This window comes from Clostridium neonatale, assembly GCF_900465025.1.
Lineage (GTDB): Bacteria > Bacillota > Clostridia > Clostridiales > Clostridiaceae > Clostridium > Clostridium neonatale.
The window spans coordinates 794042-816971 of sequence record NZ_UICR01000001.1 but is presented as its reverse complement, the minus strand read 5'-3'; the positions used below and the strand labels follow the sequence as shown (position 1 = coordinate 816971).

Below are 22930 nucleotides of genomic sequence, written 5' to 3'. Positions count from 1 at the left end.
CTGCCTGCGTTGTTTAAGGGAAGGTCCTTCTTATACATTTTCAAGCCAATGATTAATTGTTGATTTTGCCTTTGAAACTGAAGATCCATGAATTGCAAGACCTTTTCTTATATCAGCATTAGGTATAAGCTTTTTCAAATCCCTTTCGCTGTTTCCCATTCCACTGCCCTCGTGGGTACAGAAAGGCATTACTATTTTTCCTCTGAAATCATGACTTTCAAGGAAAGTCCACACTACCATTGGCATTGTTCCCCACCAGTTTGGATAGCCAAGAAACACTATGTCATAATCAGAAATGTCCATATTTTCCGCAAGTTTCGGACGTGAGTTATCTCTAAGCTCTGCTTTTGCTTCTTCAGTGCAGGCGTTGTACTCAAACGGGTACTCATTTACCGCTTTGATTTCAAAGGTATCTGCATTTAGTGAATCTGCAATCATTTGAGCAGCAATAGCGGTATTTCCCATTTTTAATTCCACAATCCTGCCGTTTGAATAATTTTCTCCCTTGTGTGAAAAGTATGCAACAATGATTTTTTTATTTTCAAAATTCATAATTAACCCCCCTGCTATTTTTGATATTTTTATTATAGATCTTTGAGTTAACTCCAAGTCAATAGAGTATAATAAAATTTTTCCTAAACTGAATTCTAAGAGCACAATAAATTCCTTTATTATACTTATCTTTTTAATAGCTATTTTAGATAAATCCCATGTTTCTTATAATAGGTTCATCACAGAATTTTGTGAAAAAGTGATTTTTCAACATCAATTCTTTATTCAAAACCAAGTAAATAGGCATATAAGTGATATATATTATTATTTATCACAAAATTTCAGAATGAACTTTATAATATATATGTTGCAATAATAAAATTTCACTTAAGATGTTTACAGGCTAAGTAAATACCAGCATAGAAAATGTAGAAAAGTAATTACAACATATATATTTAAATGCTTTTACTATTTTTCACTTTTAATTGCATTACAATATTAAAAAACAAAGCAATACTTAACAAAACTAGTGCAATTAACATAATATTGTGTAAACCGCCATACATAATCTGTTTCATAATTGGTAATAACTCTTTAGGTAAGTCACCTACACTTTGGGAATCACTTAATTTATTCATCATAGTAATAGTGATTTTTCCATTAGTTTCATTAACACCTTTAATTAAAGCATTACTTAAAATCACCCCATATATTGATGACATAAATGTTTGACTTAAAATACGTAAAAGATATGCAAATGACGTTGCAATTGGAATATCTCTCTTTTCTGCATCTTCTTGTACACTAATTTGTAGAACATTAAAACTTAAACCTAAACCAAAACCTTCAAATGCTCCAGCTACTAATAAAAGCCACACTGGTATTGTTATCTTAGCTAGAGCCATAATTCCAAAAGAAATTATAAAAGCTAATGTTCCTAAAGCAACCATCTTATATTTTCCCAATTGTGATTGCATATGTGATCCAACTACTGAACCAGCAAAGTTTGTAATAGATCCTGGAATCTGAGTTGCACCTCCAATTAAAGCACTTAATCCTAACAATCCTTGTGCCCACATTGGTATGTATATATTAAAAGCAATAAATGCGCCCCATAAAAGAGCAAATAACATGAAATCAACCAATAAAGGGCTATTTTTAAAAAGTCTATTAGGAATTATAGGATCAGCAGCTTTTTCTTCTACTTTAAATAGTAGTATAAGTAAAAGTAAGCCAACAATAATTAAAATGCTAACTAGAGTTAGTGATGCTGTACCTATCATTTGAATTCCTGTCAAAAGTATTACTAAACTAATTATCATAGTGCTAGCACCTAAATAATCAACTTTTTCACTTGTAGAAGTTCTTTTAGGTTCTTTAAAGAAAAATTTAACACTTAATATTGATATTAATGCTATTGGAACATTTATATAGAATACCCAATGCCAGCTAAAAGTATCAACTATCCATCCTCCAATTAGAGGACCTATAATTGAAGCTGCACTAAAACTTGCTGTAGCATATCCTATAACCTTAGCTCTCTTAACTAAATCTGTATACAAGTCTGCATAAATGATAAATGGAATAGTATTCATTCCACCTGCCCCTATTCCCATAACAGTTCTGGCAATTAAGAAAAATATAATATTACTTGATAATGCCTGAAAAATTGAACCAATAGCAAACAATAATGTAGCTATTTCATATGCTCTTCTATTTCCAACACGTTCTCCTAATTTACTCCAAAGTGGAGTTGCTACTGCCATTCCCAATAGAAAAACAGCTACTATCCACCCCATGTATTGAATTCCATGTAAATCACTTATAATTGCTGGCAATGCAGTATTTACAATTGTTCCATCTAAACCTGCCATTGCATTTGATAATAATAGTGCCAGCGTTACAATCAAAGTCCCAGTCTTATTCATAAAAAAATCCCTTCCTAACTAAATTTCAATTCGTAATAACAATTTATACACAAAAAAATCACTTTTTGAATGAATATATCATTGGTAAATGACTTACCTCACCATCATACTGTTAAATAATTTCAAGCATTACATTACCAAAAAGCTTTTCCTCAAATTAAATATTTAAAATCAATATTGATCTAGTTTATATATAAATAGCAGTTATTTATTGCCTTTAATATTTATTAAAAAGCAAAAGCTGTAGCGTATAAAGTAATAATACGCCACAGCTAAAGCTAAATATTATCTAGCACAGTATTTTCTTTTATTTGCCTAATAATTACTTAATTCCATTTCTAATCTTTAGCTAAATCAATAGCTTATTAAATTGTTTAAAAAACACAATTTGCGGAATACGAAAATATTTTTATTGTTTATTTTATACATCTATTTTTTAACTTTTCTTCATATTTGAGAATTCTTTCTTCATATCCATCAATCTTGCGATCCAAACGTTCTAAAACTTTTTGCATATCTCCAATTCTTTCAGCTAATAACTCTCTTTGTTCAAGAAGAATTTTCTTTCTAGCATCAATAGTATTTATTCCTTTTTGAAATAAATCTACATATTCTATTAATGCTTCTACAGATATACCTGCACTTCTCATGGCAACTGCGAAATATACCCATTCACAATCTTCTTCAGTATAGTCTCTATATCCACTTTCATTTCTATTAACCGGTGGAATTAGTCCAATACGTTCATAATAACGTAATGTATCTACAGATATTCCATATTTTTTACTTACGTCTGTAATCATCATAGTACATCACCTCTTAATCATAAATTTAATATATTTTCAACTTCTTTAAGTGCTATGTAAGTGCATCTCTTTTGATGTGGACTTCCATTTACCAATAATACTTTCATATACATCTATCCCTATACTTATTAATTTTAAAAATGAGTTTCATCTATCTCAAGTTTAGATAATGCTTCATTTAAGCTATCTAATTCTTCTCTTGTTAATTCAACATCTGCTCCACCTAAATTTTCTTCTAATCTGTGTAATTTTCTTGTTCCTGGAATTGGAATAATAAATGGTTTTTGAGCTAATTCCCAAGCCAATACAATTTGAGCACATGTTGCATTTTTCTTTTCCGCCACTTCTGAAATTAAATCTAATAAAGCCTTATTACGATCCATGACTTCAGGTTTAAATCTTCCCATGAAGCTTCTAAAGTCTCCTTCTTCATATTTTGTATCCTTTGTATACTTTCCACTTAAGAAACCATTTCCTAGTGGGCTATATGCTACAAATGAAATTCCTAATTCTTCACATAAATTAAATAATTCTTTTTCTGGTTCTCTCCATACCATTGAATATTGGTTTTCAATTGCAGATAGTGGACATACGCTATGAGCACGCTTCATATAATTAATTGGTGCATTTGATAATCCCCATGTTTTAATTTTCCCTTCAGCAATTAATTCTTTCATAACACCTGCTACAACTTCTGGTTCAACATTTGGATCAACCCTATGTTGGTAATATAAATCTATACAATCAACTTTTAATCTTTTCAATGATCCTTCCAATTGTTCTTTAATAGATTCAGGACTACTATTTAATATATTTTGAGGCTTTCCATCAATAATTTCTTGTCCTATAATTCCAAACTTTGTTGCAATTACCATCTTATCTCTAATAGGTGCTAAAGCTTCACCCAATAATTCCTCATTAGATTCTCCATAAACAACAGCTGTATCGAAAAAATTACATCCAAGTTCTACTGACTTACGAATTAATTTAATCATCTCATCACGATCAGCAGGCTTACCATATGCATGATCCATTCCCATACATCCAAGTCCAATTGCTGAAACTTCAATACCACTTTTTCCAAGCATTCTTTTTTTCATTTTTATTCTTCCTCTCTATAAATAATTTAGTAATCTTACCTTTACAAGATTAATCATATAACCTGGAGTTAACTTCATAGCAATACATTTATATATATTTTTCTTCAGTCAGCAAACGTAACATAAATATTCCTAATAAGTACAACAAACTTCCAGCTAAACTATACATTTGCAACAGACCATAAATTCTCTAATTCATAAATTTTATTTTCTGCTTTTCTTTATTGAATAATTTCGAATCATTTTTATAGTATAGTAAGATAAAAAAAAGAAAAATCCTATACTCATTCCCCAGTGTAGACCAAGAGTTGCATCATGTATTTACCCCTCTGTTCTATAATTGCTTTTGAACTATAAAATAATGCCTTTAGTAATTATCTTCCTACACGTTTAGCATTATCTGAATTAGGGTCCCATCGTTCTGCCTTTAGTTCCATATTATCTAATGCTTCATTTATTTTGGTTAACTCTTCTTTTGTTAATTCAATTTCTGTCGCTTTAATATTTTCTTCAATTCTACTTAGCTTTCTACTTCCTGGAATTGGTACTATCCAATCTTTTTGTGCCATTACCCAAGCTAAAGCAAATTGTGCAGATGTAGCACCTTTTTCTTTAGCCATAGTTTTAATTAAGTTTAACAAAACTTGATTTGCTTCCATACTCTCTTTTTTAAAACGTGGCTGACGACTTCTTGTATCATTTTTAGCAAATTTCTCATTAGTATCAATTGTTCCTGTTAGAAATCCTTTTCCAAGTGGAGCAAAAGGTACAAATCCAATGCCTAATTCTTCTAATGTATCTAATAATCCATTTTTTTCTGGCTCCCTATAAATCATTGAATATTCACTTTCAACTACAGATAATGGACAAATATCATTGGCTTTTTTTATTGTTTCAGTTCCAGCTTCAGATAATCCCCAATGTTTAATCTTTCCTTCTTCCATCAATTCTTTCATAGTTTGCGCTACAATTTCAATTGGTGTATTAGGGTCAACACGATGTAAATAATATAAATCTATATAATCAGTTTGTAATCTTTTCAAAGATCCTTCTAATGAATCTCTAATAACTTCTGGTCGTGCATTTAAAACTTGTTTTCCATTTATAACTTTAATCCCACATTTAGTTGCAATTATTACTTTATCTCTATACGGTTTTAATGCCTTTCCTACTAATGTTTCATTATAAATAGTCCCATCATCATTTTGATAACATTCTGCAGTATCAAACATTGTAATACCTGATTCTACTGCACCTCTTATCACTTCTATCATTTCAATCTCATCTGATGGTTCTCCAAATCCATGTGTCATTCCCATGCATCCAAGACCAATAGTAGATACTTCTAGTCCTCTTTTTCCTAATATACGCTTATCCATTAAATTTTCCTTCTTTCTATAATATCTAGTGCACTTGCTTGTACACTACTTGATTTTATTTATTTTATACATAGACTACCTATAAACAATGTAGTCTATAATTATCTAATTCATTAAGTATAATTTTCCTCTAATAGCCTCTAATTGCTCTTTGAGTTTTCTATTTTCATTTTGAAGTTCTTTAATCTTTTTATCCTTAGCCATTATAATAATGTCTTTTGATTTATCTGTTTTATCATATTTAAGTCTTTGTTTTATAACTCTTTCAATTTTCTTATCTCTAAGTTCTTCAATTCTTTTCTTGATTTCAACATTATTATATAAAAAAGTCTTAGAAACTCCACTTAGATTAGATACACTGTTGAAGTTAATTTTCTCTTCGCCAAGCGACAATTCTCGGATAGCTTTATCTACTTTCTTTATATCGCAAATTAATTTCTTCTATTTATTAGCGAGTGCAGTCATCATATGACATACAATATAAGGTCTGTTCATCTCACTCCTAATTACTAACGATATGATTTTTCAAATATTCCAGCGCAATCTTCATTGTTAAGTTCACATGGATCTGCAAAGAATAGGCCTCCCATAGTTGCTCTTGCATTTTCTGCTAGTGTCATGAATTCAGTATCTTCTATACCAAAGTCAGACATTTTAAGATCAGCAACACCACACTCTTCTTGTAATTTCACTAACATTTCAATAAAGTCCATAGGATCTTTTGCATCTGCTTTTCCCATTGCCTTTGCCATTTCAATGAATCTTTCATCACAAGCATGTCTTTGAGCAAAATAAGTAAAGTATTCTTTACTAATCAAAATTAGTCCAGCTCCATGTGGTAAGTTATGATGGTATGCAGACATTGCATGTTCCATAGAATGTTCACTTGTACAACAGCTAAGTCCCATAACAACTCCAGATAATGTATTGGCAAATGCTACTTTGCCTCTTGCTTCTATATCATTTCCATCCTTAACAGCTTTAGGTAAATATTCTGTAACATTTTTAATTGCAGTTAATGCATACATATCGCTCATTTCATTGGCAAACTTAGAAATATAGCATTCTACACTGTGTAATAATGCATCAAATCCTTGAAATGCAGTAAATTTTGCAGGAACTGAAACCATTAATTCAGGATCAACAATAGCTAATACTGGGAATAAATCATCGATTCCTCCGAATCCAATCTTTTCATTTGTTTTTTTATTAGATACAACTCCCCATTCATCAACTTCTGATCCAGTACCAGCAGTAGTTGTAATAGCTACAATAGGAAGTGGTTTGTTTTCAATTGCTTTTCCCTTACCAGTACCACCATTAATATAATCCCAAACATCACCATCATTAGTTGCCATAGTTGCAATAGCTTTAGTTGCATCCATAACACTTCCACCACCTAAAGCAACAATGAAATCACAACCATGTTCCTTGGCAAAAGCGGCTCCATCCATAACTGTTGTATCCAGTGGATTTGCTTCAATCTTATCAAAAACAAAAGATTCAACACCTGCTTTAGTTAATTCTGCAATGGTTCTATCCAAAGAACCATTTTCCTTTGTAGATTTACCATTAGATATTGCAAGCATTGCTTTTTTTCCTGGTAATAATTGTTCATGTAAATTATTTAATTGTCCTGCACCAAATAAAATTCTTGTTGGCATATACATTTTAAAACTCATTTTAAATTCCTCCTAAAATACTTTAATTTTTGTTACATAATTTATCTTTTTCTTGATATCTTACAACTTAGAGTTAACTATAAGTCAATAACTTTCATCAACTTTTTTAAATGCTCATCAACACTACTTATTGGAATCCGTATTATATCTTCTTCAAAAGGGACTTCTAAACATTCTAATATTTTTGCTTTTGGACAAATTTTCTTCAAATCTTCCAAGCTATGCCCTAATCCATATCCTCCATTTGTAATGAAAGGTATAATAGTTTTACCTTCAGTATCAATTTCGCCAAGAAACGATTTTATTACTGGTGCAAATGTATACCACCAAATAGGTGAACATAATATAATATTTTGAAATTCTGTAAGCTTTGTTAAATCTGTTTTCAGTGGTGGACGAAAATCTCTATTTACTTCCTGATGTCCTTGATTCACTACCTGATCATAACTTCCAGTATACGGTTTTTGAGGATTTAATTTAAGAAGCTCAAATCCAGTTTTTTCGTGAATCATCTTTGCTACTTTCTCTGTATTTCCTCCATAAGAATAATAAACAATCAACGTATTAGACATAAAATCTCACTCTCCTTTTATGATGTATAATCTAGCATAGGCTCCAAATATAGTATAATTATTAGAGTTAACTCTAAGTCAATACTTTTTATAACATAAAACATTTTTACTTCACTTTCAGTAGCTCTAAACTTCCTAACAAACATAAAAATCCACGACATTTCTCTTGTTGGTTTGTTAATAGGAATTAAATATTATGTTTACAAAATCATGGAAAATCTTATTAAAGTAAGTGTAAATCAAATGAGTTATCTAACAAGTTTATTTATATTATTAATTGAATAAGTATGATGATATGGGAAAAATAGAAAATACAACACAATGGATGATTAACACTTAGCAACTGATAATAGCCACGGATATGATCAAACTTATAGGCGGGGAGAGCCTGGAGATTATGATTGATTAGTGAATGACAAACTGCTGGGATAACGGCCCTCATGAATCATTTTTGACACATCTAAAAGATGAAGCTTATATAAGCTAGTTAAAGAAATAGATGACTATATAGATTATCATAATAATTTTAGATGGCAATAGAATCTAAAAAAGATGACTCCTGTTCAATACAGAAATCATCTTTTAACTTAATCTACTCTTTTAAACTGTCCTTGACAAAGGGGACGGTTTAATATATTGAAGTAGTTTTATTTTACATGTACCATTTTTGCTTTCTTTTCGCTTCTTTTATACATCCACGTCATAATTAATCCAGGTATAACAAATCCAATGAATACAACAAAACCGTGCATTAGATGTGCTGCTGGCTCAGGTAATGTAGCTATAGCTTTCATTGGTGAGAACCATGGTGACAATTGTATAATGAGAAGACATATAAGCACAATCTGCATCCAAATGTTTTCACCTCTATCTTTATGTTTTTTCCATGCATATGTAAGTAATATAGCCGTGAATAATATCTCAATTACCCATGACCAAACGCCAAGAGTTCCCCAAAGTCCAAAGCCCATTTTTGTGGCAGAATGAGGATAGATAGCCATGTCCGCGTTGTGCATTGGAAGATCTGCTACGAAATGCAAGAATGCAACCATAGCTGATATAATGCCAATTTTCGTATTTTTCTTATAAAGTAGCCAACATGCCAGTCCATACAGGGCTGTCCAAAATATTGCCATCAAAAGTGAATGGTCCCAGTCAATAAAGGTCAAATCAAAAAATAAGTATGGTGATGCGTTCAGATTTGGTGTTACCTTATCCAACCCACCCATAATAAAAGCACCATTAAGTATATCCAAAAGTCCTGTTCCAATTAAAAGCGGAGCTACTGGAACATCTGGTTCCTTCGCTTTTACTGCTACTGCTACTGCATAGTGTCCAAAGTACATTTCTTTTCACTCCTTACATTATTTTATGATTTCATTTTACTAGAGAAAATTTTACCTGTACACGACACAAAAGACTAAAGTGTACAAAGGTAATAGTTTAAGTTTATATACCTAATGACATGATGAAAACCACGAGAGAAATGTCGTGGTTTTCATATATTTTTAAATTTCAAATATTGCTGTTAGCTCTCCTAATGAATTGATAATTTGATCATATAAATATTAATGATTTTCTTATAATATTATTAGGCATAAATCTATTAAATCATTTTTGCCACAAATACATGGCCAACAATACAAAACACAATTATTATCGGAATAATTTTATGAACTCTCTTTAATCCAGAATTATAGTTTTTTCTTAAAAATAATCCATTAATTATTTGTATGTATAGCAATAAAAGTGCTATTCCTCCTGTTAGTATCATACCTAATTGAGCGACTTTAAATTTGCCTATAGCATGTATAGTTGCAATAAAAGTAATAACTACTCCACTAATTATATGTAAGTAATATAATGAGTTAGAGTTAGATTTACCTTTTTTATTGTTCACTTTTTCAGTTTTATTTTTGTACAAAATAAAACATACCAATACTGCTATTAAAATTACTAATAATTTTACCATCTTATCCTCCTGTTATATAGTTAAATAATCTTAAATCTATGTTTTAAATTTATACCAAATACATTAGATGTAATCTTCTATACACTTTATTGAAAAATTATTACTACATCCATTAATTAAAAATACATTTGATTTCCTGTATATTAATATTTTCCTTCACTGCTATCCATTTTTTTTGCAAGATTTCGTCCTACTCTTCTTGGAAAGCATCTAGTAATAATATTAAATACATAAGTCATACTTCCATAATATTTAATGCTTTTTCCTTTCATAGCAGCATTAAATCCTGCCCTTGCTACATCCTCAGCATTTGATGTTTTAAATTTTGAGAACATTGCAGAATTATCCATATTAGCATTTTTTTCAAAATCTGTTGAAGTTGGACCAGGGCACAATGCAGTGACTGATACACCTGTACCTTTTAATTCTTCTGATAATGCTTCTGAAAATGATAATACAAAACTTTTAGATGCATAATATAACGACATATATGGCCCTGCTGAGAAAGCAGCTATAGAAGATAAGTTAATAATCTTTCCATATTTCCGTTTTTTCATATCTTGTCCAAATAAATATGTCATCTCGACAAGTGCAGTAATATTTAAATCAATTAAATTTTTTTGTCTATGCCATTCTGAATCCAAGAAAGCATTAAATTCTCCGAATCCAGCATTATTAACAAGAATATCTACCACTAAAGACTTTCTTTTAATGTAATCATAAACTTCTTGAACAGCCATACTAGAAGTAAGATCAATATCGTAAATATTAACAATAACAGAATAATTTGCTTCCAATTCCTTCTTTATAGAATCTAGTTTATCTTTACTTCGAGCAACCAAAATAAGATTATAGCCTTTTTCAGCAAATACTTTTGCAAAGCAAAATCCTATTCCGCCAGAAGCACCAGTTATTAAAACATAGTTCTTCATAAGCACACCCCCTAAATAATATTTTAGTGTTACTATTATCTTAAGAACACTACATAAATTAAGAAAATGTACAAAAAAATAAGATTGATTTAAATAAGGATTTTTCCTCATCTTTTCAATCTTATTTTTATTTTAAAATATTTAATGTTTGAATAATAATTTCATTAACGTCCTTCATATTTACATCATAAGGATTTTTTAGCCAAAACGCGAAGGCTGTAACTGCTTGTGTTGAGATAAGCTCTAATACAAATTTATCATTTCTACTATTCCCGTTACAAAAAAGACGCTCCCAAAAATGATATTTAATTGCTTCTTTCCATTTCTCAATAAATCTTACATTAGGGTTGGTAATCAAAAAGGTATAAAATATTTGTTTATTTTCCAATATATAATTATATGTATTTTTGAAAAACTCTAAATCTTCTTCACTTTTAATAGCACTATTCCTAAAATCATCATTCAATTTTAACAAGTTGTATACTAAATCATTTTCTATATCTTCTTGCAACTCAATTACATTATTATAATAGGCATAAAAGGTACTCCTAGCAACATGAGCACTTTTGCAAAGATCCTTTATTGAAATATCGTGAATTTCGTAATGTTGATTTAATTCAATAAGTCCTTTCTGTAATGCCTTTTGTGCATCTGTATAACTTTTTTCTTTTATATTCGTAATATATTTATATGGATTCACTATCATATCCTCCAATAATTTATAATTGATAGTTCTATTTTAATCAAATACTAAAAAACTACAAGTTATATACAAAATAAATTTATTCATAATTTATAGATTTTGTAAAGATATATAGCTAATTTCAAAGAAATCATGAGCTTAAAATGTTATGTGAAAAAACTTAATACTATACATTAATTCACTAAAAAGGCTGCAATTCTAGCTATTAATTACATGACTCTTCATGAATCTTAATTGCTAGAAATACAGCCTTTTATTTCTTTAAGCTTTTTTGCCATTTCCTAATAATATTTGCAGTTACTTTAGCTGGTAGAATATTAATGCAGTTTTCATAATATCCCTCCTACACTGTTATTCTTAAATTCATAATTTAGATAATAGCGCACTTATTTAAATTTACCTGCTTAATTTTCTTCTTTATTTCCATATAACACGCGGTTTTTCACGCATTGGGATACTGCGATATTCTACGTCAGGATAACCTATCATCAATGCACCTACAATCTCATTATTCTTTGGTATTCCTAGTTCCTTTGCAAAAGAAGGAGTTAAATTTGAATAAACCCCTAGTACTCCACTCCAGCAAGTTCCAATACCGTAACTATGTGCAGCCAATTCTAGATGCGTCAATGCAGTTATACATGCATCATGTGCCACCATATTTCTTGTATCAGCATACGCAATCACTAAATGAGGTGCATTGAAAAATATAGTATCTCGTCTTTCTTTACCTGCTGCCACATAACCTGCAAATTCCTTCTGCATTCCTTTACAAATTTCTGTATATACCGATAACATTTTCCTAACATTCTTATTTATAAATCTACCAACAGAAAACATTACTGGACCTATCTTTTCAAGTTTTAAAGCTACCTTTTCAGATATCCTTTGAACTTCCTCAGTATTTTCAATAACGATCCAGTTAACCAATGGCCAGTTTTTCCCTAATTTTAATCTGGTTCTTGCTTCTTTTTCTTCTGCTGGATATCCAATATATACAATACCAAGTTTAGTGACATTATCAGGAATATTTAATATTTTTTTACTGGCTTTATATTGCTTTCAATTGGATATACACCTATCCAAACTGAGCCAAGCCAATACTTGTTGCAGAAATTAAAATATTCTCTATTGCTGCACTACAATCTTGAACCCACCTTTCTTGACCTGGCCCCTAAAATGCTAGGTTCATATTCCCACACACAACAATACCCACTGGTGAATTGTATCTTGCAAACTTTAATTTATCTTTCATTTCTGAAAGTTTTTCATCCCTCATTGCACTCTGTGTACCCACAAGTGGCAATCATTGAACATTGATAGCTGATCATTAATGAATAACTTCTAATTATTCAATAGTCAATTCCAAGTTTCATATACCAAAACACCCTCCCATACTGTAATATTCATTATATAGTCATATATATTATTTATGTTAAATAATTCTATATGTATTATATAAAGGAGGTCTCCCATGAATTACACCCAAATCGAATCTCTAGTAAAATCCTCAAAGCAAGGAAACACAAATTCAAAAGAACTCTTAGCAGAGGCATTTAAGCCTTTTATCTTAAACATTTCAAAGCGTACATTTATTAATGGATATGATTTTTATGATATCCAAAATGAGTGCTTTAAGATTTTATTTCACTGCTTATCCTTATATAATCCTGAAACCTCCAAATTTGTTGCCTATGCCACAAATGGGATTAGGAAAAGCCTTAATGATCTTATTAAGAAAAGTAAAAACAGAAGTCATGCAGAAGGGCATGAAGCATTGATACTATGTGGCTGTTTAGAGCACGTTCTTCCTTCTGAAATTCCTACTACTGAAGAAATTCTTTGTGAAAAAGCTGATTATGAGATAGCCACATCTGCTCTCAATAAGCTCCCATCAAAAGAAAAAGACCTTATAACTTATGTATTCATAAAGCAGAATACTGTAAGAGAATATGCACAACTTTATAATATCAATTATACAACTGCTATTTATATTAAGAATAATGCTCTTAAACTTTTATTAGAGGAAATAAGGCATATGAGATAAAATAACAAGTCCAGAGCTGACATGAATATTTTTCATCAGGCAAGGAGGTAAAATACCATCATAGTGGGGCTATTATGGTATTTTGCCGACGTAGGATGATGGAAAATATGCTGTCAGATGGACTTGTCATTTTTTTGATTATGCCTAAAGCTGCAAAATAAATAGAACCTTCAAGATATTCTGGTCCAATATCTTAAAGGTTCTATTTTTATTTTAGGCTGTGTTAGATAATTATGTTGATTTACTGTTTAAATTGATGGGATATAGGTTATAATATAACTATAGATATAATTTGAGGTGGATTTATGGCAAGTGTTTCAAGTATTAAAATAGATATTACTACCCTTGGTGATTATGAATTACAAGAATTATTTAATTATATAGGAGAAATGCTTACGCTTGGTTCTTTAAAAGGCTCCCTTAATAATGATTTTAAAGAGTCGAGATTTAGTAAGGGGGAGGTCTGCCCTCACTGTCAGTCAACCTCAATTGTTAAAAATGGTAAATTGAAAGATAAACAAAGGTATTTATGCAAGACTTGTAATAAGTCATTCAACGATTTAACTAAATCTGCTTTGTCTTGCACTAAACTACCTTTAGAAAAATGGATTGAGTATGTAAAAGGTATGATACTTGGACTTTCCATAAGAAAAAATGCTAAAAATATTGATGTATGTGTTAAAACATCTTTTTATATGAGGCATAAAATACTTGATTGTATAAGAGAGTTTATGGGAATTGGTGATGTAGACGGTGTAGTTGAAATGGACGAAGCTTTTATTCCGTTATATTATAAAGGCAACCATAAGAAAAGTGGCTTTGTAATGCCAAGACCTTCTCGTAAAAGAGGTAAGCAAATTAAAAAGCGTGGTATTAGTAATGAGCAAGTTTGCATAGCAACTGCTATAGATAGAAATGGTAATATTATATTAGAACCAATATGTACAGGGAGAATAAGTCATTACGACCTTGAAAGTCTATACAAAGGTCGTATAGACGATAATTCAATCATCTGTACAGATAGCCATAAGTCGTATATTCAATTTGCTACGAACCTTTCATTAGACCATAAAAGAATAATGAGAGGACATTATAAGAATGGTATATATCATATAAATCACATCAACTCTTTGCATAGCAAACTAAAGATTTGGATGTATAGATTTAAAGGTGTATCAAGTAAGTTTTTATCAAATTATATGGCTTGGTATAAATGGCTTGAAAGTTTTAATGATGATAAAGAAATAATAAGAACAAAAAACATGCTTATACATAGTGTAATACCATTTGTAGATACTCGAATCCAAGCGTATAAAAACAGAACTCTTGTTTACGCAACAAAAAGTTGTTAATATGCCTAAATTTGTATATAATATTATATATTTATGCTGGTGTTATAGTTATAATAATTTTCAAAGGGGTTGAGTTTATGAGCATAAAACATATTGACAATATTATTGATAAAGTTGAATTGAAGAATGGAGCACAATTAATCTTGAGAAAGGCAGCAGTAGACGATGCTAACGATATTATTGAATATTTGAATACTGTTGGTGGAGAAAGTAATAATTTACTTTTTGGAGAAGGTGAGTTTAAACTTACAATTGAACAAGAGAGAGCATATATCGAAAATATTAATAAAGATAAAAACTCTCTTATGTTGTTAGGTGTAATTGATAATAGAATTGTGAGTGTTTCTCAAATAAGTAGTCAGAACAGACAAAGAATAGGTCATAATAGTGAACTCGCAATTTCAGTAATAAAAGAATATTGGGGAAACAGAGTTGGTAGTTTTGCTATAGAGCAGTTAATAAAATTTGCAAAAGATAATAAATCTATAAAGAATATTAGTCTTGGTGTTAAAGAGGATAATCATAATGCCATTAAACTGTATAAAAGGCATGGATTTGTAGAAGTAGGCGTTCATAAAAATTTCTTTAATATTAATGGTGATTATTATGATGAAATATTAATGGATTTATATATCTAAAGTTATTAAATAGACAAGCAATAGGTAGTTTAAATTTAACTACCTATTATTATTACTATAAATCAACAATTATATCTAATAGAGCCTTATTTTAATATATAATATATCTTACTATTTGATTATTTAAAATTACACTTTGCAGTTATAATTATTGATACTTTCTTATCCTAAATATTCAGGTATCTGCAAAGCAAAAATAACTCAGCCTCTGCCCTTCTTCTTCTAACCAATCCTTGAAGCACTTCTCCAGAAGAAGATTTAACAAACCTCAAGAAGTTTTCATAAATAATATTCTTATCTCGTATTCCTTTTGTTATATTATACCATAAAGTTGATTTTTCTAAAGCTGATATGCCACAATTAAATGCAAATGAAATTAAAGCATCACGTTCATAACTTTTTAAATCCACATTACTTTTATTACATAAATCATCAATACTACAAGCAAATTTAGATACATCTTTTTTAAGCTCCACATAAGCCCTTTCTTTTGTTATAGTGCCTAAACTTGTAACTTCTTTTCTTGTGCATCCAATTCCAATAGTTAGCACACCACTAGAACAGTAGTAAGCTTTTAATCTGAATCCTTCAAAATATGCAATAAAATCACATAATCCATCTGAGATGATTTCATTTCTTTCATTTTGATTTTCTTTTACTTCTTCAAGCCACACACCTTCTTTATCAAATTTATGATATTTGTCTTTTATTTTGAATATTCCATCAGAATACATAACTCCAAGAGTATTCTCATTAATATCCTCAAAGAAATGCCACTTACCATTTAATTTTAGCCAGCCAGTACATATTTCCCCTTCATAAAAGGTTTTGCCATTATTAATAGTTTCATTTTGGAATGCATAATACCAGTCATTATTCTTTGTAGTCTGAAACCAGTCTTTAACCATATGTCCATCTTTTTCTAAGTAATACCACCTATCATTACTTTTGACCCATTCAGTAGTTAATTTTTTATTATCTTCATAGTAATACCACTTATCATTTTCTAACACCCATCCATTTTTTATATTTTCTGAGCTTTGTGCTTCACTCAATATATTTTCAGTATTAGATGAACTTATAACATCACTCATATTACGCCTGCCCTATATATCAAATATTTTAACTGTAATTTCAGTATCTTCAGCATACTTTTCTTCCATCTCATCAATGCCATCACAGATAAGTAAGAGCTCAAATTTTACATTTGGCTTGCTCGCACTTACTCCTACGAATGAATATGAGTTGGAGTTTCCTTTAAATAATAAATGGCATTTATGGCATACCTTAAGCTCATCCTGAAGTAATGAATAATATGATGATTCCTTTTTTGCAGAATTATTTACTGCCAAACATAAAGCCTTTCTATCAATTACCTCTTCATTTTCCAGTCTCATTGTAAATTTCTCTTTAATCATATAAATACACCTCTCAAAATTAAATTTACTCAGATAATATATATGATTTAAGAGTTATAATTACAAGAATTGAGTAGCTATTTTTATAAGCAGAGAACCCAAATCTGTGATTTGGTGTGAATCGCTTCCACCGGCATATAATGTTTGGTGAGGCACGAGCCTAACATTATAGCCCATCTTCATCTCATGATGAAGATGTTTCTTTAAAATGCATATGAGTAGGTGTTTCCTTAAAATAATTCCTTCTACCCCGCATAAAATAAGCATATTCTTATATGGTAATATTCTAATATTCTCCTATGTATATATTCTAATATTCCTTTATTCTAAAATTCCTAAGAATATTAGAATAAAAGAATATTAGAATACTGTAATTTATGTTTTCGAATCATATTTATTGTAGAGGCATATAGTGCTTGGTGATGCAAGCGCTAAGCATTTTATAATGTACAATTGACAATTAAGGAGGTTTAAAAGTGGTGAGAAAGAAAAATGATGAGATACCTAAAAGTGATTTTGAAGTTAATGAATCACAGGACCTTTTATGTTTTGATAGTACTGAAAATCTTGGAGAATGTATTGCTGCTTTTAGCTTTGGCAACAGCTCTGATTCTGATTTAGATATTACACCTAATAATTTATATATAAATAATAATGACACAAATAATATAAGAGAAGACAAAACAATGGTTTTAAATGATAATTTCCATTCTAATAATAAAGAAGAAAAAACAATAGTTTCACATAATAAGGCTTCTTCTACTCATATAAATGATGTTAATAACTTAAACGACCATAAAGACAAAACATTATTTGATAACAGAACTACACCTATAGCAAATGGTGCAGCCCCTCTTATTAAAGGTCAAGTCCCTGATATAAAAAGAACATATATGCTTCGTTCATCTACTGTCAGAAAATTAAATGAACTTAAGAGCATTCATCCAGACATTAATGTATGTGTAAGCACTATTGTTGATATAGCTCTTGATCATTATTATAAATACATTACTGAAGAAGGTGGATCACAATAATTATCTTTATTTCTGTAATTCACCTTAAAAGGTCATATATATAATATAGCGAAATAAATTTATTGCACCATTTTTATTTGTGAAAAGATTTATATTATGACATAACTGCTCTATTTATAGGTGGGGAGTTCCGTATTGTGGCATAGCTGCTCTATTTATAGGTGGAAAGTTCCGTATTGTGGCATAGCTGCTCTATTTATAGGTGCATATATATTATAAAATAAATAAATTGCATTTGTGTACAATCAAGTACATGTGCTATTAAAGGAGGTGATACAATATGGAAGTTAATGATTTAATAGGACTTATAGGCAATGTTGGATTTCCCGTTGCAATTAGTGCTTACTTACTAATAAGATTGGAAAAACAGATGAAAGACCTTTCAAGTTCAATTAATAAATTAAACACCATTATTTCTACTAAGCTTGGCATAGTTATTGATAATGGTGATTCTGATCATGCTGCATAATGAAAAGCACTAAACATTTTTATAATTGTTTAGTGCTCTTTTTATTCTTTATGAGATTATATAATAGTCACCTTTGCAATTTTTTAATAATCATAATTATTTCTTATTATTGTACCAATGCTCCATCAAAGCCTAACTTATATCCATCAATGTTACTATTTAATGCCATAGAGCCATCAGTATTTAAGTAGTACCATTTTCCATTAGTATCTTTTAACCATCCAGTTTTCATTGAGCCATCTGCATTTAAATAATACCATTTATAATTAATGTGTTTCCAGCCTGTCACCATATATCCACTACTATCGAACCAATACCAATTTCCATCAACAAGTTCCCATTGCGATTTTGGATATGTATTATCAGATCTTTTCAGCCACCATCCTATATTATCTTTAATCCACTGTTTTTTTATCACTACCGTTGGGCTATTATTATTGGTAGAGTTCTCAGAATTTTTTGAAAATCCTATTGCATTTAATACTGGTATCATTTCAGCATACCACTTATTATTTTTTCTGTCATAAAATTTCGTATCAGAATTAACTGCAAATGGTATTTTAGCTTTATCTAATTCATTTGATACAAATTTTGCAAATACCACTTGTTCTTCTACTGAATAATTGTTTCCATCATTATAATCTCCTGGCATCCATGCACCAACCCATGTAGGAATACCAGTTTTTTTCTGCCAATTTAGTGCTAAGTTTATCTTATCAATTATTATTTGTTTTTCCTCATCAGTACCAGTTGTCCACAATTTTTCTTTATTTGTCTTACTTGGACCAGAGGCATAGAAATGCCATTCTGCCATTAGGTATCCATTATGATCTGTTGGTATTTTTAAATCATTTAAATACTCTGGGTTAGAACGCACTCTAGGTGATATCATTAATATTCTATTTGGATTTGTCTTTCTGATTTCACTTACAATATCTTCATATATCTCATTTAATCGCTCTGGCTCTTTTTTTAACGCATCTGTTACTTCTATTATTAAATCAAATGATAAAAGATATGAATAATCTTTATAATGCTCTGCAACTTTTCCCCACCATTTAACTACTTTCTTTAAATTCTTATCTGATGGGTCATTTTTCAATTCATCTGCCTGATAAGCAATAACTGGTACTATATTGTTCTCAAGGCAGTCATTAATCTGCTTGTCTAACAATTTAAAAGCATCATCAGTCATATCATCCTTAATTCTTATTCTTACATGATTTATTCCCATATCGCTAAAATCTTTAGCAGTTTGTGAATTATAAGCTTCTTTACCTTCCTTTGTCTTTGACCAGTCAACATCTAATCCTTTTCCAAGTTTTTGTGTATACTCCCATGGACCAATTGGTGTTTGAGCTGCAAAACTCTTTACTGGAAGTATAGAAAACAGCACAAAAAATAAAATTATCATTGATATTTTTCTATTCATCTTCATGTTTCCCCCCTTTATATTTGCTTTAAAATATCATTTGTACTTGTTTTCTTTATATCACATATTTTAAATTAGCTCAATGTAATTATTTTAATATGTATGTTGTAATTGCTTTTCTACATTTTGTATGATGATATTTACTTAACCTGTAAACACCTTCAGTGAAATTTTATTATTGCAATATATTATTTACGAAATATATATTGAACAATATTTAGTAAATACCATACTATTCAATTTTTAAAGAAAATTTTCTTATTTAATTACGGCTCAAAACTAAAAATTGTACTTGACAATATGAAGCACGTTTTTTAGTGTTGAGCCTTAATTTTTATAATTAAAATATGTATTCTATTTTAGTACTTACATAGTATTATTAATAGAAAAATACGCAAATTAATTTTTTCATAGAAACTATATTGGTTACACAAAAGATTAGACTTATTACTATTCTTTTATTTATATAATATTCTATGTTATTTTTAAATAGTCAAAATATGCATTAGAATTCATATCATCACCATTTCCACTTGCATATACCCCTAAGAACACTCCAGTAAATGCTGAGTTTACACACTCTGTAGCTAAATGTTTTACCTTTGTTGTACCAATTTGATGATTATTGCATATAAATCTATATTCACCTTTATATCCCTTTAATCATAACCACATTCTCTAGTTATTATCTTAATAACTCCAATGATTTCTGCTATTTCTATATTGATTTCAAATTATTCATCATCCTCTATTATATTAACTCAAATTCAGCTTCTTGAAGTTCATCAGAATTACTACCAATATATAATTTAAAACGTCCTTCTTCTGACTTAAATTCCATACTACTAGTATAAAATCTTAACATTTCTTCATTTATTACAAATTCTATATCTTGTTCTTCACCTGATTCAAGTTTAACTTTTTTAAATCCTTTAAGTTCTTTTACTGGTCTAACTACACTTCCTTTTATATCTTGTATATATAATTGAACTGTTTCATATCCAGCTATATCTCCTACATTTTTTACCTTTATACTTGCAGTTATTGTACTATTGTTAGTTAATTTATCTGAACTTATTTTAATATCTCCATACTCAAATTTAGTATAAGATAATCCATATCCAAATGGGTATAAAGGAGTATTTTCTACATCAATATATCTTGAAGTAAATCTCGAATTATGAATGGAAGTTTTTACCGGCCTACCTGTATTAAATTCATTATAATGTAGTGGAACTTGACCTACTCTTCTTGGAAAGCTCATAGTTAAACGTCCTGATGGATTATAATCTCCAAACAATACATCTGAAACTGCAAGTCCTCCTTCTGTTCCTGGGAACCATGCTTCTATAATGGCATCTACTTTATCAACTACATTTGTTAATACTAATGGTCTTCCATTAAATAAAACTAATACTATAGGTTTTCCTAATTCTTTTACCTTTTCAATTAAATTTACTTGAGCCTGTTCCAAAGATATTTCTGTTCTACTTCCACCTTCTCCACTTTGCAAGTAATGTTCTCCTAATGCCATAACAACAACTTCAGACTTACTAGCAGCTTTTAAAGCTTCTTCAAGGTCTTTTTCCTTATCGACTTCTATTTTTTCTTCTTCAATTGCTCTACCAAAACCACCTAGAATTGAGTTATCTTCTGTCATTTCACAACCTTTTGCATACATTAAGTTTTCTTCTGATATCTTTTCTTTAACTGCCTCTACTAATGATGTCACATCATCAGGATTACTATTAATTGCCCATGAACCTGAAAGTACTTTGCTTTCTCCATGTGGTCCTATAATGGCAATTTTTTTATCTTTTGAGATTGGTAAAACACCATTATTCTCAAGTAAAACTATGGATTCTCTAGAAATTTCTCTTGCTAATTTAAGTTTTTCTGGAGATAATATTACACTCTTTTCTTTACTTACATCTGCTCCTCTATATGGATTTTCAAATAATCCTAATTTATTTTTTAAATTCAAAATTCTCCATACAGCCTCATCTATTAATTTTTCACTAATAACTCCATCATTAACTAAACCTTCAAGTTGATTAGAGTAAACTGGAGTCTTCATGTCTATATCAACACCTGCTTCAATTCCAAGTTTAGCAGCATCTCTATCATCTTCTGCAACGCCATGAGCTATAAGTTCTTGAATTGCTGCATAGTCTGAAATTATAATTCCATTAAATCCCCATTCTTCTCTTAACACATTTCTCATAAGCCATTTATTTCCTGATGCTGGAATTCCATCAACAGTGTTAAATGATGTCATAACAAGTTCACAACCGCTATCAACAGCCGCTTTATATGCTGGAAGATAATCTTCTCTTAATCTTCTTTCGGACATATCAACTGTATTATATTCTCTTCCACCTTCTGGAGCTCCATATGCTGCAAAATGTTTCACACAAGAAGCTATATTTTTATTTGGATCCAAATCTCCTTGATATCCTTCAACAAATGCTTTAGCAAATTCACAATTTAAGTAAGTATCTTCTCCTGTTGATTCCATTACTCTTCCCCATCTTGCATCTCTAACTAAATCAACCATTGGAGAAAATGTTACATGAATACCTGAAACAGCTGCTTCTTCAGCTGTATTTTGCATTCCTTTTTTTATAAGATCTGGATTCCAAGTACAACCTAATGCAAGTGGAATTGGATATGTTGTTTTATATCCATTTATAATATCAGCCATAAATAATAATGGAATCTTATGTCTACTTTTTTCTAAATATTCTTTTTGTATTCTTATTAATTGCTCTGCTCCAAATATATTAAATACTGATCCTACATTATCAACAACCTCTTGACTTATCCCCAATTTTTGTTGTGGTCCTACTGCTAATGTATCTGATTTAAAAAATTCACCTGATAATTGCACTAATTGATATATTTTCTCTTTTAATGTTAAGTTTTCAAATATTTTTTGTAATTCTAATTTTTCCATAACCACACCACCAAACTA

24 protein-coding genes are annotated in these 22930 nt (G+C 29.9%); 5 read left to right on the top strand and 19 right to left on the bottom strand.

Going from position 1 to position 22930, the window contains the following annotated elements:
- Positions 1-30: 30 nt before the first annotated feature.
- From CNEONATNEC86_RS03825 to CNEONATNEC86_RS03760, 14 genes are all read right to left on the bottom strand, one after another.
- Positions 31-552, bottom strand: coding sequence for a flavodoxin (locus CNEONATNEC86_RS03825; protein ID WP_159115637.1), 522 nt, complete (start codon positions 550-552; stop codon positions 31-33).
- Between the two features lie 395 nt (positions 553-947).
- Positions 948-2420: an MFS transporter gene (locus CNEONATNEC86_RS03820; protein ID WP_159115636.1), complete on the bottom strand. Its 1473-nt coding sequence runs from the start codon at positions 2418-2420 to the stop codon at positions 948-950.
- Between the two features lie 416 nt (positions 2421-2836).
- Entirely contained in the window at positions 2837-3226 is a 390-nt protein-coding gene (locus CNEONATNEC86_RS03815) for a MerR family transcriptional regulator (RefSeq protein WP_159115635.1), read from the bottom strand.
- A gap of 17 nt (positions 3227-3243) precedes the next feature.
- Positions 3244-3333: an NAD(P)H-dependent oxidoreductase gene (locus CNEONATNEC86_RS03810; RefSeq protein WP_230132142.1), complete on the bottom strand. Its 90-nt coding sequence runs from the start codon at positions 3331-3333 to the stop codon at positions 3244-3246.
- Between the two features lie 27 nt (positions 3334-3360).
- Positions 3361-4326: an aldo/keto reductase gene (locus CNEONATNEC86_RS03805; RefSeq protein WP_159115634.1), complete on the bottom strand. Its 966-nt coding sequence runs from the start codon at positions 4324-4326 to the stop codon at positions 3361-3363.
- A 374-nt stretch (positions 4327-4700) separates the two neighbouring features.
- Positions 4701-5705: an aldo/keto reductase gene (locus tag CNEONATNEC86_RS03800; protein ID WP_159115633.1), complete on the bottom strand. Its 1005-nt coding sequence runs from the start codon at positions 5703-5705 to the stop codon at positions 4701-4703.
- Between the two features lie 105 nt (positions 5706-5810).
- A complete protein-coding gene (locus CNEONATNEC86_RS03795) occupies positions 5811-6137 on the bottom strand; it encodes a DUF6262 family protein (protein WP_159116348.1) in 327 nt (108 codons plus the stop codon).
- A gap of 77 nt (positions 6138-6214) precedes the next feature.
- Entirely contained in the window at positions 6215-7387 is a 1173-nt protein-coding gene (locus CNEONATNEC86_RS03790) for an iron-containing alcohol dehydrogenase (RefSeq protein ID WP_159135558.1), read from the bottom strand.
- A 77-nt stretch (positions 7388-7464) separates the two neighbouring features.
- Positions 7465-7959 carry a flavodoxin gene (locus CNEONATNEC86_RS03785; RefSeq protein ID WP_159135557.1) on the bottom strand — a complete coding sequence of 165 codons (495 nt, stop codon included), beginning with the start codon at positions 7957-7959 and terminating at the stop codon, positions 7465-7467.
- A gap of 647 nt (positions 7960-8606) precedes the next feature.
- Positions 8607-9305, bottom strand: coding sequence for a hypothetical protein (locus CNEONATNEC86_RS03780; RefSeq protein ID WP_159135556.1), 699 nt, complete (start codon positions 9303-9305; stop codon positions 8607-8609).
- Positions 9306-9565: 260 nt separating this feature from the next.
- A complete protein-coding gene (locus CNEONATNEC86_RS03775; RefSeq protein ID WP_159135555.1) occupies positions 9566-9931 on the bottom strand; it encodes a hypothetical protein in 366 nt (121 codons plus the stop codon).
- Between the two features lie 143 nt (positions 9932-10074).
- Positions 10075-10863 (bottom strand): SDR family NAD(P)-dependent oxidoreductase, encoded by a 789-nt coding sequence (locus CNEONATNEC86_RS03770; protein WP_159115627.1) that lies wholly within the window; start codon positions 10861-10863, stop codon positions 10075-10077.
- 127 nt (positions 10864-10990) lie between these two features.
- Positions 10991-11563, bottom strand: coding sequence for a hypothetical protein (locus CNEONATNEC86_RS03765; RefSeq protein ID WP_159135554.1), 573 nt, complete (start codon positions 11561-11563; stop codon positions 10991-10993).
- Positions 11564-11983: 420 nt separating this feature from the next.
- A complete protein-coding gene (locus CNEONATNEC86_RS03760) occupies positions 11984-12496 on the bottom strand; it encodes a nitroreductase family protein (RefSeq protein WP_159135553.1) in 513 nt (170 codons plus the stop codon).
- A 544-nt stretch (positions 12497-13040) separates the two neighbouring features.
- On the opposite strand from CNEONATNEC86_RS03760, the gene CNEONATNEC86_RS03755 reads away from it, so the two are divergent.
- From CNEONATNEC86_RS03755 to CNEONATNEC86_RS03745, 3 genes are all read left to right on the top strand, one after another.
- The gene (locus CNEONATNEC86_RS03755) at positions 13041-13613 is read left to right on the top strand and encodes a sigma-70 family RNA polymerase sigma factor (protein WP_159135552.1); all 573 of its coding nucleotides are present in this window, start codon (positions 13041-13043) and stop codon (positions 13611-13613) included.
- A 305-nt stretch (positions 13614-13918) separates the two neighbouring features.
- Positions 13919-14965, top strand: coding sequence for an IS1595 family transposase (locus CNEONATNEC86_RS03750; RefSeq protein WP_159135551.1), 1047 nt, complete (start codon positions 13919-13921; stop codon positions 14963-14965).
- Positions 14966-15042: 77 nt separating this feature from the next.
- Entirely contained in the window at positions 15043-15603 is a 561-nt protein-coding gene (locus CNEONATNEC86_RS03745; RefSeq protein WP_159135550.1) for a GNAT family N-acetyltransferase, read from the top strand.
- Between the two features lie 167 nt (positions 15604-15770).
- Here CNEONATNEC86_RS03745 and CNEONATNEC86_RS03740 read toward each other — a convergent pair whose 3' ends face one another.
- Both CNEONATNEC86_RS03740 and CNEONATNEC86_RS03735 read right to left on the bottom strand, forming a co-directional pair.
- On the bottom strand, positions 15771-16697 hold the full coding sequence (locus tag CNEONATNEC86_RS03740; protein ID WP_159135549.1) for a lysozyme: 927 nt from the start codon (positions 16695-16697) through the stop codon (positions 15771-15773).
- Between the two features lie 12 nt (positions 16698-16709).
- Entirely contained in the window at positions 16710-17021 is a 312-nt protein-coding gene (locus CNEONATNEC86_RS03735; protein WP_159135548.1) for a hypothetical protein, read from the bottom strand.
- A gap of 476 nt (positions 17022-17497) precedes the next feature.
- Here CNEONATNEC86_RS03735 and CNEONATNEC86_RS03730 point away from each other — a divergent pair, with 476 nt between their 5' ends.
- Together CNEONATNEC86_RS03730 and CNEONATNEC86_RS03725 are read left to right on the top strand one after the other, a co-directional pair.
- A complete protein-coding gene (locus CNEONATNEC86_RS03730; RefSeq protein WP_159135547.1) occupies positions 17498-18055 on the top strand; it encodes a hypothetical protein in 558 nt (185 codons plus the stop codon).
- 280 nt (positions 18056-18335) lie between these two features.
- Entirely contained in the window at positions 18336-18524 is a 189-nt protein-coding gene (locus CNEONATNEC86_RS03725; RefSeq protein ID WP_125149414.1) for a YvrJ family protein, read from the top strand.
- Positions 18525-18630: 106 nt separating this feature from the next.
- On the opposite strand, the gene CNEONATNEC86_RS03720 is transcribed toward CNEONATNEC86_RS03725, so the two are convergent.
- The 3 genes from CNEONATNEC86_RS03720 to bglX form a co-directional block, all read right to left on the bottom strand.
- Positions 18631-19962 (bottom strand): glycoside hydrolase family 5 protein, encoded by a 1332-nt coding sequence (locus tag CNEONATNEC86_RS03720; RefSeq protein ID WP_230131917.1) that lies wholly within the window; start codon positions 19960-19962, stop codon positions 18631-18633.
- A gap of 468 nt (positions 19963-20430) precedes the next feature.
- Positions 20431-20571, bottom strand: coding sequence for a beta-xylosidase family glycoside hydrolase (locus CNEONATNEC86_RS21985; RefSeq protein WP_353797245.1), 141 nt, complete (start codon positions 20569-20571; stop codon positions 20431-20433).
- Positions 20572-20707: 136 nt separating this feature from the next.
- A complete protein-coding gene (bglX, locus tag CNEONATNEC86_RS03710; protein ID WP_159135546.1) occupies positions 20708-22912 on the bottom strand; it encodes a beta-glucosidase BglX in 2205 nt (734 codons plus the stop codon).
- Positions 22913-22930: the final 18 nt, after the last annotated feature.

Bases quoted from the DNA above. Each gene is read 5' to 3' on its own strand.
- CNEONATNEC86_RS03800 (WP_159115633.1), bottom strand. From the start codon at position 5,705: ATGGATAAGCGTATATTAGGAAAAAGAGGACTAGAAGTATCTACTATT.
- CNEONATNEC86_RS03815 (WP_159115635.1), bottom strand. From the start codon at position 3,226: ATGATGATTACAGACGTAAGTAAAAAATATGGAATATCTGTAGATACA.
- CNEONATNEC86_RS03745 (WP_159135550.1), top strand. From the start codon at position 15,043: ATGAGCATAAAACATATTGACAATATTATTGATAAAGTTGAATTGAAG.
- CNEONATNEC86_RS03725 (WP_125149414.1), top strand. From the start codon at position 18,336: ATGGAAGTTAATGATTTAATAGGACTTATAGGCAATGTTGGATTTCCC.
- CNEONATNEC86_RS03825 (WP_159115637.1), bottom strand. From the start codon at position 552: ATGAATTTTGAAAATAAAAAAATCATTGTTGCATACTTTTCACACAAG.
- CNEONATNEC86_RS03785 (WP_159135557.1), bottom strand. From the start codon at position 7,959: ATGTCTAATACGTTGATTGTTTATTATTCTTATGGAGGAAATACAGAG.
- CNEONATNEC86_RS03770 (WP_159115627.1), bottom strand. From the start codon at position 10,863: ATGAAGAACTATGTTTTAATAACTGGTGCTTCTGGCGGAATAGGATTT.
- CNEONATNEC86_RS03780 (WP_159135556.1), bottom strand. From the start codon at position 9,305: ATGTACTTTGGACACTATGCAGTAGCAGTAGCAGTAAAAGCGAAGGAA.
- CNEONATNEC86_RS03820 (WP_159115636.1), bottom strand. From the start codon at position 2,420: ATGAATAAGACTGGGACTTTGATTGTAACGCTGGCACTATTATTATCA.
- CNEONATNEC86_RS03805 (WP_159115634.1), bottom strand. From the start codon at position 4,326: ATGAAAAAAAGAATGCTTGGAAAAAGTGGTATTGAAGTTTCAGCAATT.
- CNEONATNEC86_RS03750 (WP_159135551.1), top strand. From the start codon at position 13,919: ATGGCAAGTGTTTCAAGTATTAAAATAGATATTACTACCCTTGGTGAT.
- CNEONATNEC86_RS03775 (WP_159135555.1), bottom strand. From the start codon at position 9,931: ATGGTAAAATTATTAGTAATTTTAATAGCAGTATTGGTATGTTTTATT.
- CNEONATNEC86_RS03740 (WP_159135549.1), bottom strand. From the start codon at position 16,697: ATGAGTGATGTTATAAGTTCATCTAATACTGAAAATATATTGAGTGAA.
- CNEONATNEC86_RS03810 (WP_230132142.1), bottom strand. From the start codon at position 3,333: ATGAAAGTATTATTGGTAAATGGAAGTCCACATCAAAAGAGATGCACT.
- CNEONATNEC86_RS03755 (WP_159135552.1), top strand. From the start codon at position 13,041: ATGAATTACACCCAAATCGAATCTCTAGTAAAATCCTCAAAGCAAGGA.
- CNEONATNEC86_RS03720 (WP_230131917.1), bottom strand. From the start codon at position 19,962: ATGAAGATGAATAGAAAAATATCAATGATAATTTTATTTTTTGTGCTG.
- CNEONATNEC86_RS03790 (WP_159135558.1), bottom strand. From the start codon at position 7,387: ATGAGTTTTAAAATGTATATGCCAACAAGAATTTTATTTGGTGCAGGA.
- CNEONATNEC86_RS03735 (WP_159135548.1), bottom strand. From the start codon at position 17,021: ATGATTAAAGAGAAATTTACAATGAGACTGGAAAATGAAGAGGTAATT.
- bglX (WP_159135546.1), bottom strand. From the start codon at position 22,912: ATGGAAAAATTAGAATTACAAAAAATATTTGAAAACTTAACATTAAAA.